Origin of the sequence: Streptomyces sp. NPDC058459 (assembly GCF_042721685.1) — a bacterium.
In the GTDB taxonomy this organism is placed as follows: Bacteria; Actinomycetota; Actinomycetes; order Streptomycetales; family Streptomycetaceae; genus Streptomyces.
Genome location: NZ_JBHXLV010000032.1, coordinates 24,930 through 43,135, shown reverse-complemented (window position 1 = coordinate 43,135; position 18,206 = coordinate 24,930). Strand labels below are relative to the sequence as shown.

The 18,206-nt window shown below is 72.4% G+C and carries 18 protein-coding genes; 7 read left to right on the top strand and 11 right to left on the bottom strand.

The genetic code is table 11. The features are described 5' to 3' along the window. On the top strand, nucleotides 1-779 hold a 779-nt coding region (locus ACFWN1_RS09350; protein ID WP_384359516.1), incomplete at its 5' end, for a hypothetical protein. Between the two features lie 93 nt (nucleotides 780-872). Here ACFWN1_RS09350 and ACFWN1_RS09345 read toward each other — a convergent pair. Continuing rightward, a complete protein-coding gene (locus ACFWN1_RS09345) occupies nucleotides 873-1,631 on the bottom strand; it encodes a DUF4239 domain-containing protein (protein WP_384359515.1) in 759 nt (252 codons plus the stop codon). A gap of 30 nt (nucleotides 1,632-1,661) precedes the next feature. Beyond that, nucleotides 1,662-1,790 carry a hypothetical protein gene (locus ACFWN1_RS09340; protein WP_384359514.1) on the bottom strand — a complete coding sequence of 43 codons (129 nt, stop codon included), beginning with the start codon at nucleotides 1,788-1,790 and terminating at the stop codon, nucleotides 1,662-1,664. A 723-nt stretch (nucleotides 1,791-2,513) separates the two neighbouring features. On the opposite strand from ACFWN1_RS09340, the gene ACFWN1_RS09335 reads away from it, so the two are divergent. The 3 genes from ACFWN1_RS09335 to ACFWN1_RS09325 all read left to right on the top strand — a co-directional run bounded on the left by ACFWN1_RS09335 (nucleotide 2,514) and on the right by ACFWN1_RS09325 (nucleotide 6,643). Further along, the gene (locus tag ACFWN1_RS09335; RefSeq protein WP_384359513.1) at nucleotides 2,514-3,461 is read left to right on the top strand and encodes an SCO0930 family lipoprotein; all 948 of its coding nucleotides are present in this window, start codon (nucleotides 2,514-2,516) and stop codon (nucleotides 3,459-3,461) included. Nucleotides 3,462-3,692: 231 nt separating this feature from the next. After that, nucleotides 3,693-4,505, top strand: coding sequence for an SAM-dependent methyltransferase (locus ACFWN1_RS09330; RefSeq protein ID WP_384359512.1), 813 nt, complete (start codon nucleotides 3,693-3,695; stop codon nucleotides 4,503-4,505). Then, nucleotides 4,502-6,643 (top strand): putative bifunctional diguanylate cyclase/phosphodiesterase, encoded by a 2,142-nt coding sequence (locus ACFWN1_RS09325; RefSeq protein WP_384359511.1) that lies wholly within the window; start codon nucleotides 4,502-4,504, stop codon nucleotides 6,641-6,643. Before ACFWN1_RS09330 ends, ACFWN1_RS09325 begins: the two co-directional genes overlap by 4 nt. Before the next feature lie 120 nt (nucleotides 6,644-6,763). On the opposite strand, the gene ACFWN1_RS09320 is transcribed toward ACFWN1_RS09325, so the two are convergent. Then, nucleotides 6,764-7,648: a LysR family transcriptional regulator gene (locus tag ACFWN1_RS09320; protein WP_384359510.1), complete on the bottom strand. Its 885-nt coding sequence runs from the start codon at nucleotides 7,646-7,648 to the stop codon at nucleotides 6,764-6,766. Nucleotides 7,649-7,763: 115 nt separating this feature from the next. Here ACFWN1_RS09320 and ACFWN1_RS09315 point away from each other — a divergent pair, with 115 nt between their 5' ends. The 3 genes from ACFWN1_RS09315 to ACFWN1_RS09305 are packed head-to-tail and all read left to right on the top strand — an operon-like array spanning nucleotide 7,764 to nucleotide 11,131. Next, nucleotides 7,764-8,435 carry a succinate dehydrogenase gene (locus ACFWN1_RS09315; RefSeq protein ID WP_384359517.1) on the top strand — a complete coding sequence of 224 codons (672 nt, stop codon included), beginning with the start codon at nucleotides 7,764-7,766 and terminating at the stop codon, nucleotides 8,433-8,435. A 3-nt stretch (nucleotides 8,436-8,438) separates the two neighbouring features. Continuing rightward, nucleotides 8,439-10,385: a fumarate reductase/succinate dehydrogenase flavoprotein subunit gene (locus tag ACFWN1_RS09310; RefSeq protein WP_384359509.1), complete on the top strand. Its 1,947-nt coding sequence runs from the start codon at nucleotides 8,439-8,441 to the stop codon at nucleotides 10,383-10,385. Next, nucleotides 10,382-11,131 carry a succinate dehydrogenase/fumarate reductase iron-sulfur subunit gene (locus tag ACFWN1_RS09305; RefSeq protein WP_384359508.1) on the top strand — a complete coding sequence of 250 codons (750 nt, stop codon included), beginning with the start codon at nucleotides 10,382-10,384 and terminating at the stop codon, nucleotides 11,129-11,131. Before ACFWN1_RS09310 ends, ACFWN1_RS09305 begins: the two co-directional genes overlap by 4 nt. A 178-nt stretch (nucleotides 11,132-11,309) precedes the next feature. Here the strand turns inward: ACFWN1_RS09305 and ACFWN1_RS09300 are convergent, their stop codons facing one another. The 8 genes from ACFWN1_RS09300 to ACFWN1_RS09265 all read right to left on the bottom strand — a co-directional run bounded on the left by ACFWN1_RS09300 (nucleotide 11,310) and on the right by ACFWN1_RS09265 (nucleotide 18,178). Further along, complete coding sequence (locus ACFWN1_RS09300; RefSeq protein WP_031182137.1) at nucleotides 11,310-11,504, bottom strand: antitoxin; 195 nt, start codon at nucleotides 11,502-11,504, stop codon at nucleotides 11,310-11,312. Nucleotides 11,505-11,587: 83 nt separating this feature from the next. After that, the gene (locus ACFWN1_RS09295; RefSeq protein ID WP_030817079.1) at nucleotides 11,588-11,800 is read right to left on the bottom strand and encodes a dodecin; all 213 of its coding nucleotides are present in this window, start codon (nucleotides 11,798-11,800) and stop codon (nucleotides 11,588-11,590) included. A gap of 147 nt (nucleotides 11,801-11,947) precedes the next feature. Next, a complete protein-coding gene (gene egtD, locus ACFWN1_RS09290) occupies nucleotides 11,948-12,907 on the bottom strand; it encodes an L-histidine N(alpha)-methyltransferase (RefSeq protein WP_384359507.1) in 960 nt (319 codons plus the stop codon). Next, complete coding sequence (egtC, locus tag ACFWN1_RS09285) at nucleotides 12,904-13,680, bottom strand: ergothioneine biosynthesis protein EgtC (RefSeq protein ID WP_384359506.1); 777 nt, start codon at nucleotides 13,678-13,680, stop codon at nucleotides 12,904-12,906. The genes egtD and egtC overlap by 4 nt, the downstream gene beginning before the upstream one ends. Continuing rightward, nucleotides 13,680-15,014, bottom strand: coding sequence for an ergothioneine biosynthesis protein EgtB (egtB, locus tag ACFWN1_RS09280; protein ID WP_384359505.1), 1,335 nt, complete (start codon nucleotides 15,012-15,014; stop codon nucleotides 13,680-13,682). The genes egtC and egtB overlap by 1 nt, the downstream gene beginning before the upstream one ends. Further along, entirely contained in the window at nucleotides 15,011-16,348 is a 1,338-nt protein-coding gene (egtA, locus tag ACFWN1_RS09275; protein ID WP_384359504.1) for an ergothioneine biosynthesis glutamate--cysteine ligase EgtA, read from the bottom strand. The genes egtB and egtA overlap by 4 nt, the downstream gene beginning before the upstream one ends. 350 nt (nucleotides 16,349-16,698) lie before the next feature. Next, nucleotides 16,699-17,145 carry a type II toxin-antitoxin system PemK/MazF family toxin gene (locus tag ACFWN1_RS09270; RefSeq protein WP_384359503.1) on the bottom strand — a complete coding sequence of 149 codons (447 nt, stop codon included), beginning with the start codon at nucleotides 17,143-17,145 and terminating at the stop codon, nucleotides 16,699-16,701. 46 nt (nucleotides 17,146-17,191) lie between these two features. Next, a complete protein-coding gene (locus ACFWN1_RS09265) occupies nucleotides 17,192-18,178 on the bottom strand; it encodes an alpha/beta hydrolase (protein WP_384359502.1) in 987 nt (328 codons plus the stop codon). Nucleotides 18,179-18,206: the final 28 nt, after the last annotated feature.

Genomic DNA, 18,206 nt, shown 5'->3' with positions numbered 1-18,206 from the left:
GCATGGGCAACGGGAACGGCACCACGGGCGGCGTCGTCCCGAACACGGGTGTCGTCCCCCCGAACACGGGCGTCGTCGTGCCGAACCCCGGCATCGTCATCCCGAACACCGGTGTCTTCAACGGGAACGGCAACTTCAACGGGAACTGGGGCAACGGCAACGGGAACTGGGGCAACGGGAACGGGAACGGGAACTGGGGCAACGGGAACGGCAACGGCAACTGGGGCAACGGGAACGGGAACGGGAACGGCAACAACAACGGCAACTTCGGCAACGGCAACGGCAACTGGGGTAACGGCAACGGCCGGGGCAACGGCTTCGGGAACGGCAATGGGAACTTCGGCAGCGGGAACGGCAACGGCGGTCACGGCGGCGGCAACGGCGGCAACTTCCGCGACATCTTCGTCACTCCCAGCGTCCTCCCCGCCGGCGGCCGGCTGACCATCACCGTCCGGGACTGCCGGGGCGGCACCGTCTCCTCGCGCGCCTTCGGCTCCGCCCGGCTGAACTCGAACGGCGACGACGACGCCCGCGCCGTCGTCACCATCGACCGCAGCGCCCGGCCCGGCCGCTACGACATCACCGCCGACTGCGGGGGCCGCTCCCTTACCCGCCCGAACGCCTTCACGGTGCTCGGCGGTGTCAACGGCGGCCTCGGCGGCAGCAGCGTCACGGGCGCCACCCCCGCCGACACGGCCATCGGCGGCGGACTCGTCGCCTCGGCCGCGCTCGGCGGCGGCGTCTTCTGGCTGCGCCGCCGCCACGAGAAGCGCGCCTGAGCGCCGCCCCGCGTCCTCGCCGGCGCGGGAGACCCGCCACCACGGGCCCTCGCCCCACCCCTCGCCGGGCCGGGACGAGGGCTCCGGCGTACGCTACGCGTGCGGGAACAAGGTGCGGAACGGCTCCGCCGTCACCGCGATGCCCCGGCTGAACGGGGCGTCGAAGTCCCAGATCAGGAACAGCATGAACGCGATGGTGGCCGAGAACAGCCCGGCCAGGACCAGTTCACGCGCGGTGCGCCTGATCTGGAGCGCGAACACCATCCCCACGGTGATCACCGCGCCGGCCAGCAGCCCCCACCACACCACGGACGGCATGGTCGCGCCGGTGGAGTCGGCCCGCGCGTTGCGCGCCTGGTCGGCCGCGGCCACCTGGTCCACCAGGGGCTGGTACGCCTGCGCCTCGAAGTCGTCGCGCGGCTGGTAGTCCGTCACGTCCTGACGCACCCGGTCCAGCAGCCGCGCCCCCCGCCCGGTGACCTCGCCCCTGTCCGTCATCGACTTCCACTCGGTGTCCACGACGTAGGAGACATAAGCGTCGATGTCCGTGCGCACCCGGTCACGTACGTCCTCCGGGTACACCCGGACCCGCTCCGAGACCTCGTGCAGTGCCTGCGCCTCGGCCTGGACGGTGTCCCCGGCCGCGCCGCGCGCCTCCCAGACGCCCGCGATGGCCAGGCCCAGGACGATGGCGTACACCACCCCGATCCACATCGTCATGTACTCGATGACGTCCGGGGTCTCGCTGGGGTCCTCGTCCTCGGGAGCCCGGCGGTGCCGGACGAGGGTGATGACCACCACCACGGCACAGGCGCCCAGCATGGCAAGGACGAGAACGAGCCAATCCGACAACGGATACCTCCAGAGACGGGTGCGGCCGCGTCACCGCGGGCGCAGCGCCGCGACGGCGACGATCGCGGGGATGGTGACGAGCAGGACGTAGCGGACCGGAGAGGTGTGGGAGCGAGCGGTGTGCCGGGCGGGACGCGGGTGGTACGCCGGGTAGCTCACCGGGGTCACGGTCGGCCGGGGGGCTGCCACCGGCGGCGGAGGGGGCTTCGGCACCGGCCTGGGCGGCGCGGGTACGGGCTCGGGCACCGGAGCGGCCGGGGGCGGCGGGGCCGGGGGCGGTGCCGGGCGCGGTGCCGGTGGGGTCGGCGTCGGCCGGACGGGTGGGTCCGGGGCGGGAGGCGGTGTCGGCCGCGGCTGGGGCTTCGGCGGGGGAGTAGGGCTGGGTGTGGGCGTCGGGGGTGGCGGAGTCGGGGTGGGTGTCGGGGTCGGGGGTGTCGGGGTCGGCGGGCACGGTGGCGGCGGGGCCGGTGGGGAGGGAGGGCACGCCGGGGGGTCCGGGTGGTGGCCGCCGGCCACCGCCACGGCCACCGTGCCGTCCGGGCCCGTGGAGGCGTAGGCGCAGGCATCGGCCGACGCCGTGCCGACCGGGCAGCCGGCCACGCTCCACACCACCGCCAACAGCGCCAACGCCTTCGCGGCGACCGCGCATCGGGTTGCTTGGGGACCTTGCACGAGCGAGATCATGAAGGGCGCGCGAGGCTCCCACGTCGAATAATGTGGAGAGTGGTCCGAATGAGGGACAACGCGCCCCGCCCGGTTTGACGAGCCGCGCCGAAAGAATTTCGCCGCGCGTTGAACGCTCCACCCCCCGCCCCCCGTACCCATGACCGTGCGGCAAGTCATTGGACGCCGCAACAAACTGGCGAAAATGGGGAGTTGAGGATGAAGACCTCCTGGCGGACCGCCGCACTGGTGGCCACAGCCGCTTCGGTGCTGGCGCTGACGACGGCGTGCGGTCAGGACAACGTCACGCCCCCTGCGGCGGCGGCCCAGAACGTGGGAGCCTCGGCCAGCGCCCCGGGCACCGGCCTCGTCACGGGCAACGGCTACGGCGCCGACGGTGCGCAGAGCAGTGCCTCACCGGCGACCCCCGCCGCCCCCGCGGGCAAGCTGACCGTGGCCACCAACCCCCAGCTGGGCAGCGTGCTCACCGACGGGTCCGGCCTCACCCTGTACCGGTTCGACAAGGACACGGCCGAGCCGCCGAAGACCAACTGCGAGGGCGACTGCGCCACCACCTGGCCCCCGGTGCCCGCCGCCGACGCCAACGCCGGCGCCGGCATCGACAAGGCCATGCTCGGCGAGGTCACCCGCCCGGACGGCACCAAGCAGCTCACCATCGGCGGCTGGCCCGCCTACCGCTACGCCAAGGACCTCAACTCCGGTGACGTCAACGGCCAGGGAGTGGGCGGCAAGTGGTTCGCGCTCGCCCCCAACGGCAAGAAGGCGTCCCTGACCTCCCTGCCCGGCCTCTCCGTCCGCAAGGACCCCAAGCTCGGTGACATCGTCGTCGACAAGAACGGCCGCACGGTCTACCGCTTCCTCAAGGACAAGGCGTGGCCCAAGTCCGTCTCCAACTGCACCGGGGCGTGCCTGGAGAAGTGGCCCGCGGTCGCGCCGGTGAGCGCCGACGACACCCAGGGCGTGAAGAAGAAGGGCCTGATGCCCTTCACCCGTCCCGACGGCGTCAAGCAGATGTCCGTCAACTGCTGGCCCATCTACACCTTCTCCGGCGACAAGGCCCCCGGTGACACCAACGGCCAGGGTGTGGGCGGCACTTGGTACGCCGTCTCGCCCGAGGGCAAGCCGATCGGCGCGCCCGGCAAGTAGGGGCACCGCCCTGGGCGACGGGCCCGTACCGTCCGTGTCACGCGGAGGGTACGGGCCCTGTCCCATGCGCCCGGGTGGTCACCCAGCGGGGTCGGACGGGTGCTTTCCGCAGGCGGTGACCGGGAACGGATGGTCAATTTCCGTTTGGGGTCGCCCCTTTGGCGGGCGATCAGTAGCCTCAGCTCGAACGCCGCCACACCCGTCCCTGTCGCCTACGCCTTGGAGTGATACATGGAGCGCCCCGCCTGGGCCCCCCGCAGCATCGACATCTCGGTGCCGAGCGTCTCGCGCATGTACGACTACTACCTGGGCGGATCGCACAACTTCGAGGTCGACCGGGAAGCGGCCCGCAAGGCGATGGAGTTCCTCCCCGGCCTGCCGAAGATCATGCAGGCCAACCGGGCGTTCCTGCGCCGGGCCGTGCGCTTCGCCACCGGGCAGGGCATCGACCAGTTCCTCGACATCGGCTCCGGCATCCCGACGCACGGCAACGTCCACGAGATAGCCCAGGAGGCCCGCCCCGGCGCCCGCGTCGTCTACGTCGACCACGATCCCGTGGCCGTCGCGCACAGCCGGTCGGTGCTCGCGGGCAACGCGGACGCGGACGTCGTCGCCGCCGATCTGCGCAAGCCGCAGGAGATCCTCACCAGCCCCGAGGTGGCCCGCCTGATCGACCTCGACCGGCCGGTGGCCCTGCTGCTGGTGGCCGTCCTGCACTTCCTGGAGGACGCCGACGAACCCCACCGGGCGGTGGCCGGACTGCGGGCCGCGCTGGCGCCGGGCAGCCTGCTGATCCTCACCCACGCCTCCTTCGAGGGCATCCCGCTGCCCGAGGAGCGCGCCGAGGGCGCGGTGGACGTGTACCGGGACATCCGCAACCCCCTGGTCATGCGCCCGCGGGAGGAGATCGCCCGCTTCTTCGACGGCTTCGAGTTGATAGAGCCCGGCCTGGTCCATCTCCCCGACTGGCGCCCGGAGTCCGCGCCGGAGGACGAGGACGACTTCGCGTTCTCCGGATACGCCGGCGTGGGGCGTACCGCATGAGCGCCGAGCCGGACGGGCCGGAGGACAGAGTACGGCGGCTGACGGCCATCTGGAGCCGGGCGGTCTACCCCGTCACCTCCACGTCCCTCACCCGCGCCGAGTTCGAGGAGCGGCTGCTCCCGCTCGCCCACCGTCTCAGCCACGCTCTGCGGGCCCACAGCTTCGACGCGGGTGAGGCCAGGGCGGTCGGCGCCGCGCTGGTCCACGCGCACGGCACCGACCCCGAGGTGCTCGCCCGCACCCTGGACTGCGTCGACGCCTACCTCGTCCTGTACTGCGGCGACGACGGCCCGCAGGACCAACTCCGCATGCGCTCGTCGCGGTTGCAGCACGCCATGGCCGCCGGGTACGCCCAGGCGCTGCGCGAGCGCACCCTCGTCGAGCAGGAGTCCATCGCGCAGGCCGCCCTGCGCGCCCAGGGCGTGGTCGCCGAGGCCCTGCACGCCAGTGAGGCCCGCTTCCGCGCGGTGTTCGAGGGAGCCGCGATCGGCATCGGCATCGCCGACCTCGACGGCAACGTCCTCCAGGTCAACGGCGCCCTCCAGCGCATGTTCGGCGTCTCCGAGACCGCGATGCGCGGCCAGCAGGTCCGGGACTGGTCCCACCCCGAGGACGCGCCCCAGACCTGGCGGCTCTACGAGGAGCTCATCCGCGGCGAACGCGACCACTACCACGTGGAGAAGGCGTTCAACCGGACCGACGGCACCGCCCTGTGGACCAACCTCACGGTCTCCCTGCTCCGCGACGGCGAAGGCAACCCGCGGTACCAGCTGGCGCTGATGGAGGACACCACCGAGCGCCGCCTCCTCCATCTCCGGCTGCGCTACGAGGCCACCCACGACGCCCTGACCGGGCTGCCCAACCGCACCCTGTTCTTCGAGCGGCTGGAGAAGGCCCTCGCGGCGGGCGAGGGCCAGCGCTTCGGCCTGTGCTACCTCGACCTCGACGGCTTCAAGGCCATCAACGACAGCCTCGGCCACGCGGCCGGCGACCGGCTGCTGGTGGAGGTCGCCGACCGGCTCCAGTCCTGCACCGCCAGGTCCGGCGAGATGGTCGCCCGGCTCGGCGGCGACGAGTTCGTGGCCCTCACCACCGGCCGCGACACCGAGCGCGGGGTGGAGGAGCTGGCCGAACGCATCACCCACGCGCTGCTCACCCCGGTCGGCATCGACGGCCGCGACCTCCTGGTGCGCGGCAGCCTCGGCATCGTGGAGGGCCCGGCGGGGGAGCGTACGGCGGCGGAGGTGCTGCGCAGCGCCGACATCACGATGTACCGGGCCAAGTCGGCCGGCGGCAACCGCGCCGAGCTGGCCGACCCGGAGGCGGACGCCCGCGCCATCACCCGGCACGGTCTCACCACCGCGCTGCCGAGCGCGCTGGAACGCGGCGAGTTCTTCATCGAGTACCAGCCCCTGGTCCACCTCGGTGACGGCACCGTGTGCGGCGCGGAGGCCCTGGTCCGCTGGCTGCATCCGCAGCACGGGGTGCTCGGCCCGGACCGCTTCATCCCGCTCGCCGAACACACCGGGCTGATCGTCCCGCTGGGCCGGTGGGTGCTTGAGGAATCGATCCGGCAGGCCCGTGCCTGGCGGGAGAACGAGGACGGGCCCGCGGCGGGCCCGCTGCGGATCAACGTCAACCTCTCCCCGTGCCAGCTCTCCCACCCCGGCCTGGTGCAGGACACCGTCGACATCCTGGAGCGGGCGGGCGTCACCCCGGACGCGCTGTGCCTGGAGGTCACCGAGTCCGCGCTGATCGGCGCCGACGACGGCCTCCTCAAGCCGCTGCGCCGGCTGGCCGAGATGGGCGTCGACATAGCCCTGGACGACTTCGGCACCGGCTACTCCAACCTGGCCAACCTCCGCCGCCTGCCGGTCAGCGTCCTCAAGCTGGACCGCTCCTTCACCCAGGGCATGCAGCAGTTCCCGGCCGACCCGGTCGATCTCAAGATCGTCGAGGGCATAGTCTCCCTGGCCCACAGCCTGGACCTCGCGGTGACGGTCGAGGGCGTGGAGACCAGCGCCCAGGCGGAACAACTCCGCCTCCTGGGCTGCGACACGGCCCAGGGCTGGTACTACGCGAGACCGGGTCCCCCGGAGAACCTCCACACCCTGGCCCTGGCGGACGCGACGAGCTGACGAGCTGAGGAGGGACGGGGTGGGGCCGCGCGGCAGGCCGCACCCCGTCAGGCGCCCGGAAGCCGTGCGACCAGTCACCACGCACCCGCAGACCCACGGCACAGGGCAGCCGGACGGGCGCTACCGCTCCAGCAGCATCCGCTGGAGCTCCCGCGCCCCCCGAGGCGGAGCCACATCACTCCGATGGGCCAGTGCGATGGTCCGCGACAACCCAGGCCGCGCCAGCGGCGTGACCCTCAACCCCCGCCCCGCCCGACTGGCCACCATCCGAGGCACCACGGCGACCCCGAGCCCGGCCCGCACGAACCCGAGGACCGCGTCCATCTCACCCCCCTCGACAGCGAACTCCGGCTCGAACCCGGCGGCGCGACACGCCGCGACCGTCAGCTCCCGCAGGTCGTACCCGTACCGGAACATCACCAGCCGCTCGCCCTCGAGATCGGCGATCTCCACGGCCCGCCGCCCCCCGCCGGGGGCCGGCGCCTCCGGCGAGGACACCACCACCAGGTCCTCCCGCAGCAGCTCCACCGTGGTCAGCGCGGGCGACGGCGCGGGGAGCGGCAGCACGACCAGGGCGAGGTCGAGCGCCCCGCGCCCCAGCTCCCGCACCAGATCCCGCGAACCGCTCTCCTGGACCAGCAGCTGGATGCCCGGATACCGGTCGTGGAAGGCCCGCAGCACGTCCGGCAGCAGCCCCGTGCAGAGGCTCGGCGTCGCCCCCAGCCGGACCCGGCCGCGCCGCAGCTGCACCAGTTCCTGCACCTCGTGCCGGGCGGTGTCCGCGTCCGCCAGGATGCGCCGGGCCAGCGGCAGCAGCGCCTCGCCCGCGTCGGTCAGCGCGATGTTGCCCCGCGCCCGCACGAACAGCTCCGCGCCCAGTTCCCGCTCCAGCGCCCGGATCTGCTGGGACAGCGAGGGCTGCGCCACATGGACCCGCTCGGCGGCACGGGTGAAGTGCCGGGTCTCGGCCACGGCCACGAAGTACTGGAGCTGCTGGAACTGCATCCCTCCAGAATAGCGAGGGCCTATGGAAACCAGCCGAACCATGTCTTGGACCGATCGGCGACGAAGCCGTAATGTCCTGTTCATGGCTCTGGCAACGCGGACGGACCGACCGTCCATGGCGCGCTCGATCTGGGACAGCTCCGTCGGCAAGAAGACCGTGATGGCTGTCAGCGGCATCGTGATGCTGCTGTACCTGGTCGCGCACATGATCGGAAACCTGAAGATCTACTTCGGGGCCGGCGACTTCAACGGTTACGCCCACTGGCTGCGCACGGTCGGCGAGCCGTTCATGCACTACGAGTGGACGCTCTGGATCATCCGGGTCGTCCTGGTCGTCGCCGTGGTCGCCCACGCCACCGCCGCGTACCAGCTCAGCCGCCGCGACATCAAGGCCCGGCCCAGCCGTTACGCGCACAAGAAGGCACGGACGAGCTACGCCACCCGGACCATGCGCTGGGGCGGCGTCATCCTCGGCCTCTTCATCGTCTGGCACCTCCTCGACCTGACCACCGGCACCGTGCACTCCGGCGGCTTCCAGGAGGGCCACCCGTACCAGAACGTGGTGGACACCTTCTCCACCTGGTACGGCAATGTCATCTACATCGTGGCGATGCTCGCCCTCGGCCTGCACATCCGGCACGGCTTCTGGAGCGCCGCCCAGACCCTCGGCGCCGGCAGCCGCGCCCGCGACCGGGTGCTGAAGACCGCTGCCAATGTCCTCGCACTGCTGCTCACGGCCGGTTTCATCGCCGTACCCGTGGGTGTCATGACCGGAGTGGTGAGCTGACCCATGACCTACACCGACTACTCGACCGGCGAACCGGTCGCCGACACCAAGGCCCCCGCAGGTCCGGTCCGGGAGCGCTGGGACACCCGCCGCTTCGAGGCCCAACTGGTCAACCCGGCCAACCGGCGCAAGCACACCGTGATCGTGGTCGGCACCGGCCTCGCGGGCGGCTCGGCGGGCGCCACGCTCGCCGAACAGGGCTACCACGTCGTCCAGTTCTGCTACCAGGACTCCCCGCGCCGCGCCCACTCCATCGCCGCGCAGGGCGGTATCAACGCGGCGAAGAACTACCGCAACGACGGCGACTCCGTGCACCGGCTGTTCTACGACACCGTCAAGGGCGGCGACTTCCGCGCCCGGGAGTCCAACGTGCACCGGCTGGCGCAGGTCTCGGTGGAGATCATCGACCAGTGCGTGGCGCAGGGCGTGCCCTTCGCCCGTGAGTACGGCGGTCTGCTGGACACCCGTTCCTTCGGCGGCGTCCAGGTCCAGCGCACCTTCTACGCCCGCGGCCAGACCGGCCAGCAGTTGCTGCTCGGCGCCTACCAGGCGCTGTCCCGGCAGATCGCGGCCGGGAACGTGGAGATGCACCCGCGCACCGAGATGCTCGACCTGATCGTGGTCGACGGCCGGGCGCGCGGCATCGTCGCCCGCGACCTGATCACCGGGAAGATCGACACCTACTTCGCGGACGCGGTGGTGCTGGCGAGCGGTGGCTACGGCAACGTCTTCTACCTGTCGACCAACGCCATGAACTCCAACGCCACCGCCATCTGGCGGGCGCACCGGCGCGGCGCGCTGTTCGCCAACCCCTGCTTCACCCAGATCCACCCCACCTGCATCCCGCGCACCGGCGACCACCAGGCCAAGCTGACGCTGATGAGCGAGTCGCTGCGCAACGACGGCCGTATCTGGGTGCCCAGGGCGGCGGGCGACACCCGTCCGGCCAAGGAGATCCCCGAGGACGAGCGCGACTACTACCTGGAGCGGATCTACCCCTCCTTCGGCAACCTGGTGCCGCGCGACATCGCCTCCCGCGCCGCCAAGAACGTCTGCGACGAGGGGCGCGGTGTCGGACCCGGCGGCCAGGGCGTCTACCTGGACTTCGCCGACGCCATCGCCCGCATGGGCCGGGCGGCGGTCGAGGCAAGGTACGGCAACCTCTTCGACATGTACCAGCGGATCACCGACGAGGACCCGTACGAGGTGCCGATGCGGATCTACCCCGCCGTGCACTACACGATGGGCGGTCTCTGGGTCGACTACGACCTCCAGACCACCGTCCCCGGTCTCTTCGCCATCGGTGAGGCCAACTTCTCCGACCACGGCGCCAACCGGCTCGGTGCCTCCGCGCTGATGCAGGGCCTGGCCGACGGCTACTTCGTGCTGCCGGCCACCCTCAACGACTACCTGGCCCGCCACCCGCACCAGGAGCCGCTGACCGACGAACACCCCGAGGTGCGGGAGGTGCTGGCCGAGACCGCGGACCGGGTCGACCTGCTCCTCGCTGTCGACGGCGACCGCACCGCCGACTCCTTCCACCGCGAACTAGGCGAACTGATGTGGGAGTTCTGCGGCATGGCCCGCAACGCCGAGGGCCTGCGCAAGGCGCTCGCCGAGATCCCCCGTATCCGCGAGGAGTTCTGGCGCCGCATCAAGGTGCCCGGCACCGGCGAGGAGTTCAACCAGTCGCTGGAGAAGGCGAACCGTATCGTCGACTACCTCGAACTGGCCGAGCTGATGTGCCTCGACGCCCTGCACCGCGCCGAGTCCTGCGGCGGCCACTTCCGCGAGGAGTCCCAGACCCCGGAGGGCGAGGCGGCCCGCCGGGACGACGAGTTCTCCTACGCGGCCGCCTGGGAGTTCACCGCCACCGGCGAGGCCCCCGTCCTGCACAAGGAAGACCTGGTCTTCGAGTACGTCCACCCCACCCAGCGGAGCTACGCATGAGGCTCACCCTGCGCGTCTGGCGCCAGCGGAACGCCGACACCGACGGCGCCATGTCCACCTACGAGGTGGACGACATCTCGCCCGACATGTCCTTCCTGGAGATGCTGGACGTGCTCAACGAACGGCTCATCGTGGAGGGCGAGGACCCCGTCGCCTTCGACCACGACTGCCGCGAGGGCATCTGCGGGGCGTGCAGCCTCGTCATCAACGGCGACGCCCACGGCCCCGAGCGCACCACCACCTGCCAGTTGCACATGCGGTCCTTCCGCGACGGCGACACCATCGACATCGAGCCCTGGCGGGCCGCCGCCTTCCCAGTGATCAAGGACCTGGTGGTGGACCGCTCCGCCTTCGACCGGATCATCCAGGCCGGCGGCTACGTCACCGCTCCCACGGGTGCCGCCCCGGAGGCGCACGCGACGCTGGTGCCCAAGCCCGACGCCGACTTCGCCTTCGAGCACGCGGAGTGCATCGGCTGCGGGGCCTGCGTGGCGGCCTGTCCCAACGGTGCCGCGATGCTGTTCACCTCGGCCAAGGTCAACCACCTGAACGTCCTCCCGCAGGGCGCCCCCGAGCGGGAGACCCGGGTGCTGGACATGGTGGCCCAGATGGACGTGGAGGGCTTCGGCGGCTGCACCCTGGCCGGCGAATGCGCCACCGCCTGCCCCAAGGGCATCCCGCTGTTCTCCATCACCGGCATGAACAAGGAGTGGCTGCGCGCCACCCGCAAGGCGGGCAAGCGGTAGCAGCCTCAGCAGACGTTCGCCGAAGGGGGCGGACGGGCGGGGCCGGGAGTGGTGCTCATCCCCGGCCCCGTCTGCTGTGCTCGGACACGGCGCACCGTGGGTGCCCGCACGGCCGCGCCCGGCTCGGAGTTGCTCCGAACCGGGCGCGGACGCGGGCGTGATGGAATTCCGCGAGGGTCTAGGACTGCGGCGGATTGTCGCGGTGCTGCTGGGAGCCGAACTGGTCCCTCAGCTTGTCCTGAGCGGTGTCGACCTGGGACTGGTGCTTGTTGCCGGTCCGCTGGTCGAGGTAGTCGCCACCCCTGTCGATGCCCTTGTCGGTCATGTCTTCGTGACCCTTGAGCATTCCCTTGATCTTGTCCATAAAGGACATGGCAGCCCTCCTGGTCGCTTGAGGCTTCCCCTCCCAGGGTCACCGGCCCGGCTCCGCTTCGCATCTTGAACGCCCGGCGGACGTCAGACGTCCTCCAGGCGGAAGCCCACCTTCAGGCACACCTGGTACTTCTCGATCCGCCCGTTCTCGATCTGCCCCCGGACCTGGGTGACCTCGAACCAGTCCAGGTTGCGCAGGGTCTGGTCGGCACGGCCGATGGCGTTGCGGATGGCCTGGTCGACACCGTCGTTGGAGGTGCCGACGATCTCGCTGACCCGGTAGGTGTGGTTCGACATGGGCGGGTGCTCCTCTTCGCCGTACGGCAGGATGACGGCGCCCGGCTGCCCCGACACGGCCGGTTCGTCGCGCCGTAATCCACCGTGCCGCATCCCCGCCCGGCGCGCGAGACGACGTCCGTCGGGCGGTGACGCGGCACCTGTGCCTCAGCGCGCCACGCTGAGCGACAGCGCGAAGCGGTCCTCGGAGTCGGTCCACCAGTGGGTCAACTCCAGCCCTGCCTGCTCCAGTTCGGCGTCCACGCCCTCCCGCCGGAACTTGGCCGAGACCTCGGTGCGCAGCTCTTCGCCGGCCGCGAAGTCCACGGCCATGCCGAGCGCCGGGATCTTCACCGTCTGCGCGGTGCGCGAGCGCAGCCGCATTTCGATCCACTCCCGCTCCGGGTCCCAGCGGGCCACATGGTCGAAGGTGTCCGGGTCGAAGTCGGCGCCCAGCTCGCGGTCGACCACGCTGAGCACGTTCTTGTTGAACGCGGCCGTCACCCCGGACGCGTCGTCATAGGCCCGGACGAGCACCGCCTCGTCCTTCACCAGGTCGGTGCCGAGCAGCAGCCCGTCGCCCGGCGCCAGCATCGCGCGCACAGTGGCCAGGAAGGCGGACCGCTCCGCGGGCAGCAGGTTGCCCAGCGTGCCGCCGAGGAAGGCGACCAGCCGGGGACCGGGCGTCCCGGGCAGCGTCATGGGCGCGGTGAAGTCCGCGATCAGCGCGTGCACCGCCAGCCCCGGCCGCTCCTCGGTGAGCGCCTGCCCCGCCCGCACCAGCGCGCTCTCGCTGACGTCGACCGGGATGTAGGCCTCCAGCGAGGTCAGCGCGTCGATGAGATGGCGGGTCTTGGCCGACGAGCCCGAGCCCAGCTCGATCAGGGTGCGGGCGCCGCTGGCGGCGGCGATCTCACCGGAGCGGGTCTGGAGGATCTCCCGCTCGGCGCGGGTCGGGTAGTACTCGGGCAGCTCGGTGATCCGCTCGAACAGCTCGCTGCCGCGCGCGTCGTAGAACCACTTCGGCGGCAGCGTCTTGGGGTCGGCGGTGAGGCCGTCGAGGACGTCGGCGCGCAGCGCGGCGTCGGTGGTGTCCTCGGGGAGGGTGCGGGTGACGTGCAGGCTCACGTGCGGTGCTCCTTCGATGGGGACACGAGGTCCTCGACGGGGTCGAGCCGCACCTCGGCGCGGCTCGCGGTGACCACGGTGCGGTCGGGGACCTCCCGCCACAGCGGCTCGTCGTCGTACGGCTCGGAGGCGACGACCACGGCGCGTCCCGGTTCCGCGCGGTACCAGAGGCTGTCGCCCCAGGCGGTCGCGGTGATGGTGGCGCCGTCCGTCAGCAGGAGGTTGAGACGGGAGGCGGGCGCGGCCTCCGCCAACTGGCGGACCGTCGCGGCGAGGGCGTGTTCCGGCGCCTCGCCCGACCTGAGCCGGTGCAGGACCAGCGCCCAGACGAACGCCGAGTCGGTGCGCGCCTGGAGCGACAGCACATCGACCGGCGGCAGCAGCGATACCAGCGGCGCGGCCGAGTCGGGCCAGCCGGCCACCGCCCCGTTGTGGCTGAACAGCCACCCGCCGGAGGCGAACGGCGCCGCCGCGGCCTCCGCGTCCGCGCCCGTCAGGGTGGCGTCCCGCACGGCCGCGAGGACAGCGCCCGAGCGCACCACGCGGCCGAGGTCCAGCAGCGACTGGTCCGCCCAGATCGGCCCGGAGCGCCGGTAGCGGGCCGGTACCGGGTCGCCGTCCGCGTACCAGCCGACCCCGAAGCCGTCCGCGTTCACCGTGCCGTTGCGCTGCCGCCGGGGTGCCCAGGACTGGCGGTACAGGCTGTGCGGCGGGTCCAGCAGCAGGTGCTTCAGCGGCTGCTCGGGGCCGAGGTAGGCCAGATGGCGGCACATCAGGCGGACTCGGAGCGTGCGGTGCGGAACCCGGCGAAGATCTGCCGCCGGACCGGATAGTCCCAGTTGCGGAACGTACCCCGGCAGGCCACCGCGTCCACGGCGAACGAACCACCCCGCATGATCTTGTACTCCGGCCCGAAGAACACCTCCGAGTACTCCCGGTACGGGAACGCGGCGAACCCCGGGTACGGTTCGAGGTCGCTCGATGTCCACTCCCACACGTCCCCGATCAACTGACGGACGCCGAGCGGAGATTCACCGGCCGGGTAACTGCCCACGGGGGCGGGGGAGAGGTGCCGCTGACCCAGGTTGGCGTGCTCCGGGCCCGGCTCGGCGTCGCCCCACGGGTAGCGCGTCGAGCGGCCCGTCGCCGGGTCGTGCCGGGCGGCCTTCTCCCACTCCGCCTCGGTGGGCAGCCTGCGGCCGGCCCAGCGGGCGTACGCGTCCGCCTCGTACCAGCACACGTGCAGCACCGGCTCCTCGGGCGGCACCACCTCCGTGACCCCGAAGCGCCGCCGCAGCCACTGGTCCCCGTCCCGGCGCCAGTACAGCGGCGCGGTCAGGGAGTCGGCCCGTACGTGTGCCCAGCCCTCCGGGGTCCACCAGCGCTCGGTTTCGTAGCCGCCGTCCGCGATGAACGCCTGGTAGGCAGCGTTCGTCACCGGCACCGTGTCGATCCAGTACGGCGCCACCTCCCTCACATGCGCCGGGCGCTCGTTGTCCAGCGCCCAGGGCTCGGTGGAGGTGCCCATGGTGAACGGGCCGCCGGGCACCAGGACTTCGGCCGGGCCGGGGTACGGCGGGACCGGTCCGTGGCCGGGTGCGGTCAGGGCGGCCGGGCCGGTGCGGAGCTGATGGGTTATCAGCATCGTCTCGTCGTGCTGCTGTTCGTGCTGGGCGATCATCCCGAAGGCGAAGCCGGCCTCGGTCAGCCGGCCGCCGCCCTCGAAGTCCGTGCCCTCCAGCAGGTCCAGCGCCCGCCCGCGCACCTCGGCCGCGTACTTCCGCGCCTCCTCGGGCGGCAGCAGCGGCAGCGAGGGGCGTGCGGAGCGCGGGTGCTCGAAGGCGTCGTACAGCCCGTCTATCTCGGGCCGCATCGCCTCCCGGCCGCCGACGTTCCGCAGCAGCCACAGCTCCTCCTGGTTGCCGATGTGCGCGAGGTCCCAGACCAGGGGCGACATCAGCGGGGAGTGCTGGGCGGCGAGGTCCGGGTCCTCGACACAGCTGGTCAGCAGTGTGGTGCGGGCGCGGGCGGTGACCAGCGAGGCGAGCAGCCGCTCCCGCAGCGTCTCGGTGCCGGCCGCCGTCGTCCCGCTCTCCTGGGCGGTCATGAGCGCATGTCCTTCCTCGCGTGGGCGCGCGGGTCCGTGGCGCGGGCGCCGGCCAGCAGGTCGTCGGCCGGGCAGCGGCCCCGCAGGACGTAACGGTCCAGGTACCCCGCCACGGCGTCCGACACCTCGGGCGTGGCACCGAGGCGGGGCAGCGCCGTGAGCGCCGCCGTGAAGCAGGCGGTCGCGGCCTCCCGCAGCTCCGGGTCGGCGAGCCCGAGCCGGGCGGCGTCCGACCAGAGCGGGTTGTGCGGGGCGGGCCGGTCCAGCGCGCGTTCCGTCAGCGGCTTCACCGCCCGGTGCGCGGCCTCGGCCGCCTCCGGATCGTCGAAGAGGGCCGCCGTCACCGCGAGCGGCACGATCCAGCCGTCGTCACCGGGCTGCGCGTCGATCATCCGCAGCTCCAGATGGCCGCGCGGCCTGACCGGCGGGAACAGCGTGGTCAGGTGGTAGTCGAGATCCGCGCGGGTGGGCGGGCGCGGGGACCGCGACCGGGTCCACGCGCGGAAGGTCAGCCCCTCCGGCACGTCCCAGGGGCCCTCGTCGCGGCGGATACACATCACGGGCGAGTCCAGCACGTGCCGGGCCCAGTCGGCCCGTGGTTCGCCGTCGGTCGGGGGAGCGCCGGCCCGGCCGGCACCTATCTCCATCCAGTGCCGCTGCCGGGTGGAGCGCCAGCCCGTGGGCCGCCGTCCCACCAGCGGGGAGTTGGCGAACGCGGCCACCAGGACCGCGCCCAGCTGGTGCGCCAGCCACCAGCGCCGCTCGTACCCCAGCGGGCCCGGCTCCTCGTACCCGGCGTCCACGCAGACCTGCACCGACGCCGACGCGCGCATCATGTGCCGCCCGGCCGGGCCGGTGCGGTCCAGGCACGCCTCCATGGCGTCGTAGCGGGGTTCGCGCAGGAAGCGGCCGGGCTCCTGCCAGGGATCGTGGCCCACTCCGACGAGGGCCAGGCCGTGCCCGGCGAGCACCGTACGGACGGCGGCCAGGTCGGCGGAGACGGAGGTGACGCACTCCGTCAGGGATGCGGCGGGCCGGGAGCTCAGCTCCAGCTGCCCGCCGGGCTCGACCGTGAGCGGCGAGTCCAGGGTGAGGGTGCGCACGGCCGCGTGGGCCGCTTCGAGCCGTTCGGGCGATACGGTGAGCCACGGCCGCTCCGGGTCCCGGACCAGCCACTCCACCTCCACCCCGAGGGTGGAAGGCGGGCCGGTCTTGAAGCAGATGCCCCGGATCAGGGCGTCCACCTCGGCCTCGGTGACCTCGGTGCGGTGCCGGGCGCAGTCGTGCTTCGTGCAGTGGTGCTCCGTACAGTCACCGCTCGTGGCGTCAGACATGTCGGGATTCTCCTGGGTTTCCATCGTGCCGACGGAGCCCGGCCGAGGGTGTGCCGGGCTGAGACGCGTTCCACCCAAGTCCCTCGCACCGCATCGCACAAGAGCGCCCTGTGGGACGTCCGGGGTCGTTCATCTCCGTCTCCTCGCGCGTTTCCTCCCGAATCGGGTGACCGGTTCCGGGCGCTTTCGCGGCACCCCACCAGCATCACCCCCGGCGCGCGTGGGGGCACGGCGGGGGTGATGCCGGCGGGGTGCCGGCCGGTGGCGGTCCGGGCGGCTCAGGAGGGCTCGGGGGCGGTCCGGGCGGGTCTGCTCCGACCAGGTGAGTACAAGGCGCGGCCCGGCTGGGGTCAGGTCCAGCCGTAGCGCTCGTAGAGCCGCTGCCGGACGAGGTTGAACCGCATCCGGTCCAGCGCGCACGCCTCCCGGCGCATACCGTCGTCGTGCAGCCGCAGCACCCGTTCCACGGACACCCAGGAGTCGCGGCCGGTGCGGTCCCACGGGCCCTGGCCTATCGCCACCCAGTCCCGCTCACCGTCGTGCTCCTTGCTGGACAGCTGGACGGCGAGGAAGGTCCCGGTGTCCTCCCTGGCCACGACCAGCACCGGGCGGTCCTTGCCCCGGCCGTCGTTCTCCTCGAACGGCACCCAGGTCCAGACGATCTCGCCGGGATCGGGGTCGCCGTCGCGCTTGGGCGTGTACTCGGTGCGCACCGGGCCGACCCGGCGCGGGTCGGCCTCGGTGGTGGCGTGGGGGCCGAAGCGGCCGGGAACGTTCTCATCGCTGTAGGTGCTCACGCCGTGCACCCTAATGGTCGGCCAACAGCCGCTCGGATCTCGGGGTTTACGCCTTGCCGACGGCGAGCAGCCGTTCCAGCCAGCCCAGTTCGGCCGCGCGGGCCGCCTTCGAGATCGCCGCCCCGGGCGCGAGGGCGTCGAAGCCGTGGAACCCGCCCGGCCAGACGTGGAGTTCGGCCACTCCGCCGCACCGCCAGAGCCGGGACGCGTACTCCACCACCTCGTCCCGGAACGTCTCCGCCGAGCCCACGTCGAGGAAGGCCGGGGGCAGCCCGGACAGATCCGTGGCGCGGGCCGGGGCGGCGTAGGGGGAGACGTCCGGTCCGCCCCGGCGCTCACCCAGCAGGGCGTTCCAGCCGGTCTCGTTGGCGGTGCGGTCCCAGACGCCGGTGCCCGCCAGCTGATGGCTGGAGGGGGTGTCGTTGCGGTCGTCCAGCATCGGGTACCGCAGCAACTGGCCGAACACGGGCGGGCCTTGGCGGTCCCGCAGCAGCAGGGCGACGGCGGCCGCCAGCCCGCCGCCCGCGCTGGCGCCCGCCAGGACGATCCGCTCCGGGTCGCCGCCCAGCTCCCCGGCGTGCTCCGCCGTCCACAGCAGCCCGGCGTACACGTCCTCCACCGGCGCCGGATGCGGATGCTCGGGGGCGAGCCGGTACTCCACGGAGACGACCACCGCGCCGCCCACGTCCAGCGCGAGGGCAAGGGCCGCGTCCACGCCCGCGCGGTTGGTGCCGAGGATCATGCCGCCGCCGTGCACGTAGTAGATCACCGGCAAGCGGGCGCCGGGCCGGGTGCCGGCGGGGCGGCAGAGGTACAGGGACACGTCCGGTGCGCCCGGCGGACCCGGCACCTCCCGGTCCTCGACCTCGAAGGCGCCGTCCATGGTGAGGTCCAGCGAGCCGAACACCTCCATCGCGGCGTCCTCGCGGGCCGCCTCGATCCCGTCCGGGGTCAGCCCCGGCTCCATCAGCTCCTTGAGCTGCTCCAGAACGGCGGCGAGTTCCGGGTCGAACGGAGGCGGGTCCATGGTCATGGTCGTGCCCCTTCCCTCCCTCGCGGGC